Below are 13,093 nucleotides of genomic sequence, written 5' to 3'. Positions count from 1 at the left end.
ATATCGCATTTTTTACGAATTGGCAAGAATCCCCGCGCAGCCTTTCTCCTGTAAGCTGCCGGGCGACGAGGAAAGCGGTTCATAAATTTTGTTCTGTTTTTTGAAAAAAACAATTGACACCCCCACCGAATTATGGTATCCTATTTAGGCAGTCGAAACTGCGTTGTATCCCTCGGGGGTGCCACAAGTTAATAATTTGCGCCAGTAGCTCAGCTGGATAGAGTGTTTGGCTACGAACCAAAAGGTCGGGGGTTCGAATCCCTTCTGGCGTACCACTTTTTCTTGTGGAAAACAAGCGGTTTCTTCGGAAATCGCTTGTTTTTTAACTTTTTAGAAGCTTACAAATTTGGGTGCCAGCATAAAACCGCCTCTATCCTGTTAGCAGTTTGTTAGCAAAGGTGTTTGGCTACCCTTTTGATGGATACTTCCTTTCGTTCATTTTCTCCTTGCCTGCGGGCGAACTGCTAACAGATTGCTAACATCGCTTTTTTGTGCACGCTCTGCAAGCAGTGCTTCCAGCAACTTTTTCTTCATTTCAGGATCTTCATCGAGAATCTGCATTAACTGATCCTGACGCTCATTTTCTGTATGGTCACCATAAAACTCTTGCGCAATTTTTTCGGCCAAAGCCCGCCGGCGATTGTCCTGAGTAAGCGCATAAGTATTAAGCGATACTATTGCAGAGGCATGTCCCATATCGCCCTGTACCAATTTTACATCACCGCCGCTTTCAAGCAGCTTATAGGTCGCGCTGGAATGCCGGAGTTCATGAAAGATCAAAGGCGGCAGATCCAGTTCACTTCGCTTCTGCCAAAGTTTGAACTATTTCTCGCACAGCTTCGGTTCCACTGTGAAACCGTCCTCCAATGCAAACACTAAATTGATATCGTAGTATTCCTCTCCGGCAAAAGCTCGCTGCTTTGCAGCCATTGCCTTGCGCAGCATAAGCTCCCGCCGGAGGGCCGGCGTCAGGTAAATGATACGGTTGCTGTTTGCAGTTTTCGGAAGCTTGAGTACAAGCGTGGAATTGGTGTTCGCGATTTTACTGGGGAAAATGTGGATAATGTCATCCTGCGGTATAAATTGCAGCGATTCTCTGCTTACACGTTGAAGTGTGCGGTGGACATGAATCAGATTTTTGTCAAAATCAATATCGTCCCATGTCAGACCAACTGTTTCGCCGATCCGGAGCGAGCAAATGAACGCAAGGTGTACCGCAAGATGAAGCTGCGGATTTTCAATGCCATCAAGTGCCTGCTTTACCATTTCCGCTGTCCAGATGTGGCGCTCAGTTTTTGCTTTTTTAGGTGCATCGCAGGTGACCGGATTTTCTTCAATGATTTTCCAATCCACTGCTTTGTCAAAAGCGGTTTTGAGCAGCGTATGGATGTGCCGCAAGGTAGTTGCCGAAAGACAAGGAATCCTGCCCTTGTCTTCGGCGTGTCCCTTTGCGCCGCCACATTTTTTCGTTCGCAGAGTGTTGTAAAGCATTTCAACATGTATCGGCTGTAGTTTCTGTACAGGTATCCGTCCGATTTCCGGAATAATATGATTGCGGAGCAAAGCCAGGAGAGATGCACAATGCTGCATGACCATTTCGATTTGTCATACAAGCTCGCCCATGACATCAGGCATTCCTCTACCGTTTGATCCGATGGTGTCAGGAATGTATTACGGACCTTTTGATACTCGATTTTCTTCCTGAATTTTTCTGCATCTTCTTTTCGGCCAAAGGCTTCCCACTTTTGGCGCCTTTTCCCATCTGCGTCATAATAATCATAAATGACAGCATATTTGTTGCCTCTTTTTTAACGTTGCCATGATTGCCTCCACAGAATAGGCAGGTCAGAAACATGATGAAAACCAGCGGTCAAACGACTCTTTATGGATCCGGACCGTTCGGCCGACGTGCAGCACGCGGAAGTCGCTGGTGCGGCTGCATAGCTGATATGCGCTCCGCTTGCTAATCGCAAGGATCTTCGCCATTTCCGGTACGGAATAGGTTTTCTTCTCTACGTCCTGTTCCTGCAATATGTTTTCTTCCATATGTGTCCCTCCTGTAGACAGCGCCCGATGCACCGCCCTTACCGTAACACGCCTCCTTTAAGCAGAATTTTGATACGTTGGCAGGTCTATTATAACAATAAGGGCAGTAAATGCAAAGACGCTCGGTTCGGGGTTCAAAATTTATACTTAATTTTAATACGATTTTTTTAAATAAGTGATGGTATTACCGAATGGTTATGATTACTATGTTTGTCCCCGGTGCAGCTAACGCTGGAGTGGGAATTCACGCCCTATTTTGACCACTGCGGCCAGCACCCTAAGTTGAAGAGATTACAAAAGGCTCAGGGTCGTCTATCTTGGTAATCGAAAAGAAGTGCATAACTTAATTAGCACATAGGGTTGGAGGTTGTTCCAACTGTATGTCTTTTCTAATTATTTATTTTACGCTTATGCCTGGAGGGACACGCTCATTGAAAGCAACCTGAGAAATAAAAAAGTGTAGTCGCGCAAAAAGATGCACGTCGAGAATGCTCGCCTCCACTTTTTGAAGTTTACAACGCATGGCTTAGTAATTCGAAAAAGTATACTTTTTTAGAACAAAAAAACTATGCTACAAAAAACACCAAATCCATTGAATAGTTGGAGTTTGGTGATGTTATTTCCATATTTACATACTTTTGAACCTATTTTTAAAATTCATACATTACTATACCGTGCCCTATCTCAAACGTCTGTCTTTTTATATGCTAACCTATCCGTTCCGCATGGCGACAGTCCTCATCCTCATAAAAAGTAGCCCTGCCCTTTCCTGCGGCTTTAGAGCAGTACAGTGCTTTATCAGCACGTCGATATAGCTCTTTGAATGATATTCCCGGCTGTACACACAGAGCTACCCCTATAGAAGCGCTCACAGTTATTGTTTTTCCATCACGGTCATAGGTGTGCCTCAGCCGGTGCATAAGGCGGTTACAAAAATGGATGACCCCCTCACTGCTTACATTTTGCAGAAAAATCGCAAACTCGTCTCCACCAAACCTTGCTACTACGTCATCGTTCCGGCAAGTGTGCCGCAGAATATCAGCCGTCTGCATGAGCAACAGGTCTCCCTGCGTGTGGCCAAATGTGTCGTTTACACTTTTGAAATTATCGAGATCCAGCATCAAAAATGCGCCTGAACAGCATCCATCCTCCAAAAACAGGTTTATGCGTTTTTCAAAAAAGCGGCGGTTATGTATACCCGTCAGCATATCCGTATTACTCTGTGCTTTCAGTTGTTCCATAGCCGACTGGGTGTACACTTCCTGCTTCTTGCTGGTGCTAATATCTCTGAATGCCAATATAATGTTTTCGTTGTCCGATATGGCATCTCTGCATATTATCAATTCAAACCATGCGCCTTCTTTACCGGATTTCATGCAGCACTCTTTGCTGTATAATTTCCCCTTTGTTTGCGAACTATCAGCAAGTTTATATGATGCTATATTTTCTTTGATCTCCTCAGCAGTTTCAGCTCCAAATACCTCCGCCATTTCTGAAATAAATTTTTCCACTGTTAGCATATGATGCTCGCTGATATTACAATGTAATGCGCTGCGTATCGGCAGCACATCACGGCTGATATAGTTGACTACATATATTCCCTGATAAAGAATGCCGAATGTCTGGATAATATTTTGGTATAGCCGTGAAAAGTAGGAATTCCTCTCGTCACTGGTTATTTTCTTTGTTATATCATGGCAGTATCCGTATATCCTGTTCCCCGAATGCATACTGTCCCTTCTTGCACCAACGCGAACGTATATCAGCCCTTTTTCAGGGCTGACCCACGGATAAACAACCTCCACCTCTTCCCCTGCCATTGCCCGCTGCATCTCCTGATGTACAAGCTCGGTGTGTGTCATAAATATCCGGTTTGACCACTCCTCATAACATGCCCTGGGTGGGATTGTGCTGTCCACACTGAGAATTTTCTGCATGATATGGTCTGCATACATCACATATGTCCCGTCCTCCAGCAGTTCTATTGTCCAGATGCCGATTTGCATTTCGCTTTGCACATCCAGCAGATAGCTGTTTTCCGCAAAGTATCTATTCATTTAGCCTGTCACCCTCTTTACTGTGTTTTAACTTTATTTATGATACGCTTGCAAGATTGCTGTAAAGTCTGCGCAAGTCCCCTTCAATATCCAGAAAGCATCGGAGCAGTTGGGGGTTAAACGCACCGCACTGCCCGCTTATGATCATCTTGACCGCTTCGTCAAAGCTGTAAGGATTTTTATAGCATCGCTTGCTTACCAGAGCATCATACACATCCGCAAGCGCTACAGTCTGTGCGCCGGTAGAAATTTCGTCACCCATCAGCCTGTCTGGGTAGCCTTTCCCATCCCATCTCTCATGGTGGTGCAACGCAACATCATACGCATAAGCATAAAACGCCTGATCGCGCAACGGGGTAATGCTGGAGAGCAGATCCGCGCCCTTGCTTGTATGCGTCTTCATAATTTCAAATTCTTCCTCTGTCAACCGGCCGGGCTTGGTCAAAATATGATCCGGTATGGCAATCTTCCCCACATCATGTGTGATCGCCGCCATACCGATAAGGTCGATTTCCTTATTCTCTAACCCTTCCCCAAACGCGGTATGACGCAGGAGATGTGTTGTGATGGCGCGCAGCCGTCGGACATGCCCTCCGGACTCATCATGCTTAAACTCAATCACCGTGGAAAGCGTTTCTATCATTCCGACTCCGTATTCATACAGCTGTTCCGCCTGAGCCATCAGCGCTTGCCTCTGTTCAGCAATAATATCATTCAGGTTATTTCGCGAATGGAACAGCTCGATAACGGATTTCACACGTCTTTCCACAACGTATGGAATTACAGGTTTGGGGATAATGTCCATGGCTCCAAGCTCATATGCCTCCCGCAGGACTTCATCCTTATGCTCTCCTGTGATCAGAAATACCGGAAGCTGGTCCAGCACTCCCATCTGTCCCATAATGCGAAGCACCTGAATGCCATCGGCTCTCGGCATCACAATATCCAAAATCACAGCGGCAAGTCTTTCCGCTGCGTTCTTGAGCATGTCGAGACCAGATAGACCATCGTCTGCTTCCAACACACGGTAATCTTTTACAAAAATGCTCTTCAGGCTTGCCCTGCTTACTATCGAATCATCCACAATTAATATAGTATCACGTGGGGAATCACATTTTTCTATCAATTTTTTCATAGGAGATATTCCCTTCTGTACAGTAACTGCTTCAGCTTCAAGGCCGGTTCGTTCAACCACTTTTATATATAAATCGGCAAATCCTTTTATAATTTTACAGCTTTGCATATTAATATTATATTAAATTCCCCCAATCATATCCTGAAGTCTCATACCTCAAACCTGAAGAGGTCTGCTTTCAGGCGGCATGCAGGCGGTACAGTCTTGCCATCCTTGTCGATCAGTCGTCTGCAAGCGCGTTGTCCTCCTTGACTACCTTGCCCGAAGGGGTAGTCGCCCGGCCGGTGAAGCTGTAGCCTGTCACAGGATCGGTGATTCTCTGCATCAGGTATTGGTTTTTGGTATCCCATGTCACATTCTGCGTGGACTGCATCGTACCCTCTCCGACGCCAGCATCGTCCAAGGTTATCGTTCGGCCGCGATGCTCACTGTATCACCCGAAGCGTACACCCTGCCTTGGGACAGCGCCACATCGAGCGGTATCCTTTTTAAAAGTGAGGTATCATTATTGTATTGTAGCAAACCGAAGGTGGTAGGTAGCGGTCGGTTTTCCTGTTCCGTCTTTTTATGAGAGACCGTGGTTGCCATCAGGCTTCTTCCTTTCCATTTTTATACTTCAACATACTTTTGTGCGCAACTGCTAACATGAACTGTGCGCACTGTAAGGCTCTGCTTGCAAACATTGCACAGAAAAGCAGAAACCCCCAGACCTTTCCGCTCGTAACCGTCGTCTTAAAGCACTCTTTGCGTAGAATACGCGTGTGCTCAACGGCTACAAGCCAAAAGGTCGAGGGTTCGAATTCCTTATGGCGTGCCAGATTAAGTCATTGTTTCAATTGAAATAGCGTTGCCTGCTTTTTATCGGATTAAGAATGTCATTAGTGTATCAGCTGCATCCGCGCTTTGGATACGGTTGCTTTCCTGTCATTGGTTACCTACCTGTCTCCTTTCGCAGCAGAGGCCCCGTTCCCGGTTAGCAGGGAACGGGGCCTCTTTTTATCCAGCGCATTCCGTCCAGACAAAAGAAACCGGAAAGAGCGCCACCTGCCCCCTATATCAGGTGCGCAGCCCGCGTTTTCCCTCTGCCCATCCAGCCAGCATAATACACAAGTTGACTGCCATGCCGATGAACAGGGGATCAAACGGCACCCTGCATACTACCTCGCCCAGCAGTACGCATAACGGTCCTGCAACGATAGACAGCTCCGCATACCGCGCCTTGATCCGGCCGGGCAGAAAGAGAGCGCCGCACAGTGGCAGAAAGATCACCGCGCCCCGCAGGCCCATCGACATAAAGCTCCACTGCAGGATGACCGATTGCAGATCGCCTATGGTAAACAATACCGCCAGCAGCAGCGCGGCAATTATTGCAACGCGATCCGCCCATAGCCGCTGCCGGTCCGTACTGTCAGGCACAATGCGCGCATACAGGTTATTCGTTACGATGCTACTGATGCCCAGTGTCAGGCCAGCGCCACAGCCAATAATTGCGACCAGAAGCACCGCAAGGAATACCCCTGCCCAAAATCCAGGGAAGTAAAGCAGGATAAACTCCGGAAAAGTCTGCGCTGCGTCCATTGAAGGGAACGCGGTTTTCATGTACATGCCAATCAGCACACCACCAAGCCCGATAGGCGGGATGAGCACCGCACTGGCCAATGCACCTTGAACCGCGGTGCGGTCGCTTTTGGCGGACAGCACGCTTTGCGCATACGTCTGTGTAGAAAGCACCCCCAGCACAAGCGACAGCGCTGCGCCGCCATCTGTTCCAAGACCGCGGGCAAACAGGTTGAAATACTGCCCGGCCGGCAGCGCTTCATACAATGCGTACAATCCTCCGCTTTCACGGAAAACCAGTCCCACACATATAATCGCACAAATGTATAGCATCACTGTTTTGATCAGCCCAATTGTGCCAGCGCCTCGCATGCCTCCAAAGAATACATAGCAGATCATCAGGCCGGCGGACAGTAGCGCAGTAACGAAAGGAGGGCAGGCGACCACAGCGGACAGGAGCGCCATTGCCGACAACAGCTGAGCGACTATATTCAGGAAAATACCGATAGCCCCAAGCACGGATGACAGGAAGCCAGCGCGCGGCCCGTATTCGCTCTGAATCATTTGCTGTAGTGTCAGGTAGCCGTTTTTCCGCATAGGCCGCGCAAAAAACAGTGCCAAGAACAGGCAGCCAATCCCACCGCCCAAGCTGAACCAGATCGCCGAAAAGCCGTATTCAAACGCCAGCTGCGAGGTTGCGACCGTTGATGAACCGCCCACCAGCGTGCCGATCACTGCGCCTGCGACCATCGCGGCGGTAGATTTACCGCCGCCAATTGCAAAATCGCGGGCGCTTGTGACCTTCCGTCCAGCCCGAACACCTATCACTGCAATCAATCCCAGCGTCAGCAGCGCGCCAAGCCAGTGCATCGTCCCCATTGCATTTCACTCCTTTATCAGAAAGAGCCCTGCCAAACGGCAAGGCCCTTTCGCTGCGTTTCATTTCTGCTCCTTGTTCTCTCTTGCTTCCTCAAGGTTGCGTTTGAGGTCTTCTTCGGCTTCCTTTTTATCTGCCGCCATGGAAAGCGCCTCTTCCTTTCCGCAGTACATGCCGATCAGGCCCAGCCCCACCGAAACGCTGGCAACCTTAATAACCAGAGGGAACCATTGGGCTTTTACCGCTATGGCAATCGCCGCGCCCGTATCGCCCCCAATAATCAGTGCAACAACAAACCCGACAAATCCAGCCGCACCAGCAAAGATGGACACATACGCCCCCCAGCCGAAAACCTGATATAAAAAGCCGGAAACCTTTTTCATATCCATCCCTCCTTACACCATTCCGAATAGAGGTACTATGCCAATCAGGAACACTACGCTGAGCAGATAATGCAACACGCACCATATCACACAGTTTTGTGTTGTCTGCTTCATTTCAGAACCTGAAATACCCATTGCCGTATACATGCACAGCGCCAGCGGTGGCGTCATCCCTTCCATCGCACCGCAGATGACCGGCAGCATTCCGGCTACAAGGAACGGATTGGCACCGGCGGCGGCCATGACTGATACAATCGCCGTGCCAAATATCGCCACTTGTGAGGAGCCGGGCAATATCATGCCAAGGATCGCGGTAAACAGTGGCAGGATAAATGCAAGTGGCACCAGGCCAAAGCCCCAGCTCGATATCAGATTACCGATATTCTCGCCAACATGTATGGATTCAAACAGGTTACTGATACAGTAAGCAAAGAAAATGGTAGCCGAAACCGGCACGATGGACTTTGTTCCCTTTGCCAGAAGCCCTGCTATCTGACGCGGCCCGACTTTCATGCTTTTGCGGATAATGAACAGAGCGTAGACCGCTGCGATGCCAGGCGTAAACAGCAGCACGCAGCTTGACAACGCCGATGCTCCCTCTGCCGTCAGGCGAGAGGTGAAAAATGTACTCTTGAGCTGCGCATCCAGAAAGAACGGCAGCAGGATGACCACTGGGATAAGTAGCGACCGCCACCCCTTACGCACAGCCTCCCCGAAGCGCGGAACCTCGCTGGCCGGCAGAGCCTCAATGTGGTGATAGCGGCAGAACACAAAGATCGTTACTGCGCGCTGCAGGATGAACCACAGACATATCCCCCACATCAACATCCAGAACTGTGACATGGTATAGGTGTCCTCACCGTATAACGTCGCCAGAACGCCGAATGAAGCGACAATGATGCCGGAGGGCGGAATCATATTCCCCATCGTACTGGAAGCCATGCAGATATTGGAGGCCAGGTAATCTGGGAAGCCGCTGCGCTTCATCGCGGGAATCGTAAAAACGCCGGTCGCAGCAACATTCCCTGCGGCGCTTCCGGACAGCGCGCCCATAAAGCTGGACACCAAAAGCGCTACATAGCCCGTACCGCCCTTGATTCGCCCAAAGATGGATAAAACGACCTCGATACAGGAATCAATGACCTTTGTCCCCGTAAATATCTGCGCCACGACCATAAATGCGACGATCGCGTAAAACAGTGTATTCGTGGACGTTGCATAAACATGGTCCCAGATATGGCCCCATTGTCCGGTCATAGCAACCATTACAATATACCCGGCCAGCATCCCTTCATAAATCGGGCGTTTGAGCACAATGAAAAAGATGCAGATTGTAATCAGCAGGACAACCAGATAGATCAGTTCAACAGGCATAATCCCCCTCCTTTAAGACTCTGGTCGTTTCTTCGGCTTCCGACGGTTGCTCACGTTGAACTATAGCTGTCAGTCTTCAACAGGTATCTCTACGTCAAGCAGAGGCGGGTACTGCTGGCAGCCGAACACATCGCCTTCACCGAAGGAGCCGGACGGCTTCAGGCGGTTGATTGTAAATTTAATGGCATAGCCCGGATCGAACTCAACAAAGTCCGCAATGCGGCTCTCGGGTATGCCGTACAGCTCGGCAACAAACTGGCGGTTGAGCACGCCGCTTTTTTTGACCATTTCATAGTTGGCCGGATCGCGGAAAATGATATCAAACGTAATTCTGTCGGTACCCGCATTTTTGCTGCGGATCGTCTTTGCCAGATCAACAAGTCTCATGGTTTTCATGTTTTCTCCTCCTCATTCGCCGATTTCAATCATGGAAACTGGGAACAGCTCGAGCGGATCGTCCACCTCAACAGTGTGGTCCATGGTCCAGGTATACGCATCCGATATCTTGGTTACTTCATCCAGAATAAAGGCTGCCGTGCCAGCCGTACCCTTAACCTCGGGCAGGCGGGCGTAGAAAATCTGCCGCATGCCGATCAGCGTAACCTCCTCAGCCAGCTTATCATCGTCGGCCACGCCTTCTACAACGACCAGCAGCTCGTGTGATTTGGTTTCCTTGATCGGTTCCAGGTCGCCCATGACGCCGTTCTTGCCAAAAATACGGTAGCTCAGTTCGTATTTATCGTTCGGATGACGTTCCGCGACCTGTGAACGTGCCCAGTCGATCACCTTGTCGATATTTTGAATGGTATAAGGATCACGAATACCCGCAAGACCCATATACCGCTTGCCCACAAAGCCGGAGCCCTCCAGCTTGACCTTGATACGGCCATCAATGGGGATAAATTTGGGGTTGGTGATACGGCAGGTCTTTTCGTCAAACTGCTCGTATTTGCACTCGCTCATATCCAAGCAGCCGCCTGCAACATATTCATAATATGGATTCGTGCGTTCATACATTGCATGGCCCGCTACTGAAGCGATCGTACAGCGCTGGAACGGCGCCATAGCCGTAACCTTAACGTCATCCTTGGTAATTGTTCCGATAACCGATTCTTTCGCGCCGTAGGGCTCGCAGCAGAAGGAAGCGCATTCCAGCACCTTGCCGGTGTAATATGCGATGTTTTCCGGGAAGCCTTCATAAATCGCGGCCGAGGCAAATACGCAGGCGTCACTTGTGCGGCCTCCGATGATTACATCCGCGCCCATTTCCAGCGCCTTGATGAACGGATGTACACCGGCAACAGCAACGATGCGAGTCGTAGCGTCAAGCTCCTCGATCGTCAGATCGCTCCTGCTGTTCAGGCCCTCTATCTTTTCACCTGCCAGCATTTTGCGGCGCAGGTACTCCTTATCAACCTCGGAATAGAAATACGCGAGCTTAAATTTCTTGAGCCCATGTTTTTTGGCCATATCCCGAATCATATCTACATACATATCAACGCGGCTGTTCGTACCCGTATCGCCCGCTGAACCTATGATCATCGGTACGCCCTGCTCACGCGCGGCCAAAAGCATCAGTTCCAAGTCATGGTACTGCCAGTCGGGGTGGCTGGCGCACTTATCCATACCCAGCGGCACTGGGCCGATATCATCGCTGCCGGAATCGCAGCAATAATAATCCGGATGCGTTGCCGCACCGATATAGAAGCTCCCCTCTTTTGTCGGTGCAAAGCCAAGATGTCCATTCGGAGAGATGATTCGCAGCGTTTCCTTTCCCATGATGATCCTCCTAACAAAAATTAAAATCAGTATAACTTGCTATTACAAGTTATGCTGATTTTAAGATAAATCTCTTAGGAAGTCAATATATTTTATGGCTATTTTAATCAATTCATCCCCAATTTTCTCCGTATATTTTTGTGCATTATATCCATTTTCATGACAATCCAAAGCAATAATCAAAAATTGTTATGACAAGTTGCCGAACTGTATGAGCAGCAACCGTTCCAGTTCCCACTCAACCGCACCTGCTCATACCTGACGTTGCAAATGGAAGGAATAAATATCCGAACGGTAATAGCCCAGCTTATACTCCAATGGATGATTTTCATGAGAGGAATACAGTGATCGCAAAACAATCAACGCTTTTCCGTGCGGCAACGAAAGTATCTTTTCCAGCCCCGCATCTGCATTAACCGCTCCTAATGTCTGCTCTACATCCTTTAATCTAATTCCAAGCCTTGCGTACAGGTCGAATGTTGAGAATGCCTGTCCGGCAGCCTCTGCCTGCCTTGCAGCTTCCCACATCCGTTCGCCCAACGCTGTCGGGAAAAAAGATCGATAGTAAACGACTGGTGTCTGCGCCGCATACCCAACCAGATCCAGCGCAGCGCAAGCACTGCCAAGGCGTTCCCGCGCTGCGGCATCGCCTGCCTCCGCTTGGAAGCCGCGCACCCTGGTATAGCCCGTCAACCCTTTTAGCTGGAGCACGCGGCTAAAACTGATGATGCGGTTCAGCTCATGGCTGATATCCGGTGCCTTAACAAAGGTGCCTTTACCATGCACCGCAAACGCCAGGTTTTGCTGAATCAACAGGTTCAAAGCCTGTCGCACGGTGATCCGGCTGACTCCATACTGCTTACACAGGCTGTTCTCCGAGGGAAGCTTATCACCCGGCTTATATTCTCCCTGATAGATCGCATCCGAGAGGCAATTGGCAAGCTGCACATACAATGCAACAACAGAATCATGAACAAGCATTAGTTTTTCCTCTATCTTTTTTATTGCAGTCCAGCCGTTTTCCTGATCAACTGGTCTGTACTTCCATTATAGGTATTTGGAAAAACCAGGTCAAGGGCTGCGACACGGAAAACAGCAGGCCATTCTTCATTCATTTTCAACATTTCACAAACGGCAGAGCGGCGTCTTAATCCACTGTATTTTCTTGATTCGATATGATATATTGTGGTATTATCCTATTACCTGTGCTTTTATGCTCTGAAGGGCGCGTTTCTGGGCCCGTAAATAGACGGCACCGTACACCCTCTCATTCCCCATTTTTTCAACTCCTCCCACACACATTATTATACTCCTATGATTTCTTCCACTTTAATCCAAAAAACCTTGAAGGAGAACAATATTATGGCTTTCAATACTCACATACCATTACATTTCGAGCTGGTAAACAAGGAAAACCGGAAAGAGATTGAAGCTCTGACGGTTTTTTCAGAACAAGCCAGCTTTATTGAGAGCGTAAAGGACTGTTTGCAGGAAGCAGACGAATTGGAGCTATGGCGGCCTGTCGGTATTTACGATGGCAACACACTGGTTGGCTTTTCCATGTACGGTTATTTTCCGGAACCAGCTCCCGGCCAACTATGGCTGGACCGGCTGCTTATTGACAGAAAATACCAGGGGAAAGGATACGGAAAGCAGGCAGTGCTTGCCCTGCTTTCCAAACTGTACATGGAGTATTCGAGCAATACCGTATACCTCAGTGTATATGAGAATAACCGTCACGCGATCCAGCTTTATCAGCAGCTTGGCTTCCGTTTCAACGGGGAATATGATGCCAAAGGCGAAAGAATTATGGTTTATTCTTATGAAAAAAGATAAACCGCTGCACGGAGAAGCACCGAACTGCGCGGCTCTGCCGCAGTTCGGT

Annotated in this window: 13 protein-coding genes, 1 tRNA gene and 1 pseudogene; 2 read left to right on the top strand and 13 right to left on the bottom strand. The window is 48.9% G+C overall.

Features of this window, described 5'->3' with window-relative positions; translation table 11 throughout:
• Positions 1-198 precede the first annotated feature (198 nt).
• Positions 199-275: transfer RNA gene (locus DBQ51_RS10925), tRNA-Arg, on the top strand.
• 160 nt (positions 276-435) lie between these two features.
• On the opposite strand, the pseudogene DBQ51_RS10920 reads toward DBQ51_RS10925, so the two are convergent.
• The 13 genes and pseudogenes from DBQ51_RS10920 to DBQ51_RS10865 all read right to left on the bottom strand — a co-directional run.
• Positions 436-810: pseudogene (locus tag DBQ51_RS10920) on the bottom strand (hypothetical protein); the annotation flags it as partial.
• 12 nt (positions 811-822) lie between these two features.
• Positions 823-1,596 (bottom strand): tyrosine-type recombinase/integrase, encoded by a 774-nt coding sequence (locus tag DBQ51_RS10915; RefSeq protein ID WP_107631578.1) that lies wholly within the window; start codon positions 1,594-1,596, stop codon positions 823-825.
• A 249-nt stretch (positions 1,597-1,845) separates the two neighbouring features.
• A complete protein-coding gene (locus tag DBQ51_RS10910) occupies positions 1,846-2,046 on the bottom strand; it encodes a helix-turn-helix domain-containing protein (RefSeq protein WP_054327036.1) in 201 nt (66 codons plus the stop codon).
• Between the two features lie 707 nt (positions 2,047-2,753).
• On the bottom strand, positions 2,754-4,103 hold the full coding sequence (locus tag DBQ51_RS10905; RefSeq protein WP_107631577.1) for a GGDEF domain-containing protein: 1,350 nt from the start codon (positions 4,101-4,103) through the stop codon (positions 2,754-2,756).
• Positions 4,104-4,140: 37 nt separating this feature from the next.
• A complete protein-coding gene (locus DBQ51_RS10900; RefSeq protein WP_107632173.1) occupies positions 4,141-5,238 on the bottom strand; it encodes an HD-GYP domain-containing protein in 1,098 nt (365 codons plus the stop codon).
• Between the two features lie 220 nt (positions 5,239-5,458).
• On the bottom strand, positions 5,459-5,611 hold the full coding sequence (locus DBQ51_RS16610; RefSeq protein ID WP_159068160.1) for a hypothetical protein: 153 nt from the start codon (positions 5,609-5,611) through the stop codon (positions 5,459-5,461).
• Positions 5,612-5,643: 32 nt separating this feature from the next.
• Positions 5,644-5,826 carry a hypothetical protein gene (locus tag DBQ51_RS10895; RefSeq protein WP_054327857.1) on the bottom strand — a complete coding sequence of 61 codons (183 nt, stop codon included), beginning with the start codon at positions 5,824-5,826 and terminating at the stop codon, positions 5,644-5,646.
• A 468-nt stretch (positions 5,827-6,294) separates the two neighbouring features.
• Complete coding sequence (locus DBQ51_RS10890) at positions 6,295-7,674, bottom strand: sodium:solute symporter family protein (protein WP_054327855.1); 1,380 nt, start codon at positions 7,672-7,674, stop codon at positions 6,295-6,297.
• Positions 7,675-7,734: 60 nt separating this feature from the next.
• Positions 7,735-8,055, bottom strand: a complete 321-nt coding sequence (locus tag DBQ51_RS10885) for a hypothetical protein (protein WP_054327854.1) — start codon at positions 8,053-8,055, stop codon at positions 7,735-7,737.
• Positions 8,056-8,067: 12 nt separating this feature from the next.
• Complete coding sequence (locus DBQ51_RS10880) at positions 8,068-9,429, bottom strand: TRAP transporter large permease subunit (protein ID WP_054327853.1); 1,362 nt, start codon at positions 9,427-9,429, stop codon at positions 8,068-8,070.
• Positions 9,430-9,498: 69 nt separating this feature from the next.
• Complete coding sequence (locus tag DBQ51_RS10875; protein ID WP_054327852.1) at positions 9,499-9,825, bottom strand: DUF4387 domain-containing protein; 327 nt, start codon at positions 9,823-9,825, stop codon at positions 9,499-9,501.
• A 12-nt stretch (positions 9,826-9,837) separates the two neighbouring features.
• On the bottom strand, positions 9,838-11,208 hold the full coding sequence (locus tag DBQ51_RS10870) for an acyclic terpene utilization AtuA family protein (protein WP_107631576.1): 1,371 nt from the start codon (positions 11,206-11,208) through the stop codon (positions 9,838-9,840).
• Positions 11,209-11,460: 252 nt separating this feature from the next.
• Positions 11,461-12,189, bottom strand: a complete 729-nt coding sequence (locus DBQ51_RS10865) for a GntR family transcriptional regulator (RefSeq protein ID WP_054327850.1) — start codon at positions 12,187-12,189, stop codon at positions 11,461-11,463.
• A gap of 381 nt (positions 12,190-12,570) precedes the next feature.
• On the opposite strand from DBQ51_RS10865, the gene DBQ51_RS10860 reads away from it, so the two are divergent.
• Positions 12,571-13,044 (top strand): GNAT family N-acetyltransferase, encoded by a 474-nt coding sequence (locus DBQ51_RS10860; RefSeq protein ID WP_107631575.1) that lies wholly within the window; start codon positions 12,571-12,573, stop codon positions 13,042-13,044.
• Positions 13,045-13,093 lie beyond the last annotated feature (49 nt).

This window comes from Agathobaculum massiliense, assembly GCF_900291975.1.
GTDB lineage: Bacteria > Bacillota > Clostridia > Oscillospirales > Butyricicoccaceae > Agathobaculum > Agathobaculum ammoniilyticum.
This window is presented reverse-complemented; position numbering and strand designations above follow the sequence as displayed.

Bases quoted from the DNA above. Each gene is read 5' to 3' on its own strand.
- DBQ51_RS10870 (WP_107631576.1), bottom strand. From the start codon at position 11,208: ATGGGAAAGGAAACGCTGCGAATCATCTCTCCGAATGGACATCTTGGC.
- DBQ51_RS10880 (WP_054327853.1), bottom strand. From the start codon at position 9,429: ATGCCTGTTGAACTGATCTATCTGGTTGTCCTGCTGATTACAATCTGC.
- DBQ51_RS16610 (WP_159068160.1), bottom strand. From the start codon at position 5,611: ATGCAGTCCACGCAGAATGTGACATGGGATACCAAAAACCAATACCTG.
- DBQ51_RS10875 (WP_054327852.1), bottom strand. From the start codon at position 9,825: ATGAAAACCATGAGACTTGTTGATCTGGCAAAGACGATCCGCAGCAAA.
- DBQ51_RS10895 (WP_054327857.1), bottom strand. From the start codon at position 5,826: ATGGCAACCACGGTCTCTCATAAAAAGACGGAACAGGAAAACCGACCG.
- DBQ51_RS10905 (WP_107631577.1), bottom strand. From the start codon at position 4,103: ATGAATAGATACTTTGCGGAAAACAGCTATCTGCTGGATGTGCAAAGC.
- DBQ51_RS10860 (WP_107631575.1), top strand. From the start codon at position 12,571: ATGGCTTTCAATACTCACATACCATTACATTTCGAGCTGGTAAACAAG.
- DBQ51_RS10890 (WP_054327855.1), bottom strand. From the start codon at position 7,674: ATGGGGACGATGCACTGGCTTGGCGCGCTGCTGACGCTGGGATTGATT.
- DBQ51_RS10900 (WP_107632173.1), bottom strand. From the start codon at position 5,238: ATGAAAAAATTGATAGAAAAATGTGATTCCCCACGTGATACTATATTA.
- DBQ51_RS10885 (WP_054327854.1), bottom strand. From the start codon at position 8,055: ATGAAAAAGGTTTCCGGCTTTTTATATCAGGTTTTCGGCTGGGGGGCG.
- DBQ51_RS10865 (WP_054327850.1), bottom strand. From the start codon at position 12,189: ATGCTTGTTCATGATTCTGTTGTTGCATTGTATGTGCAGCTTGCCAAT.
- DBQ51_RS10915 (WP_107631578.1), bottom strand. From the start codon at position 1,596: ATGGTCATGCAGCATTGTGCATCTCTCCTGGCTTTGCTCCGCAATCAT.
- DBQ51_RS10910 (WP_054327036.1), bottom strand. From the start codon at position 2,046: ATGGAAGAAAACATATTGCAGGAACAGGACGTAGAGAAGAAAACCTAT.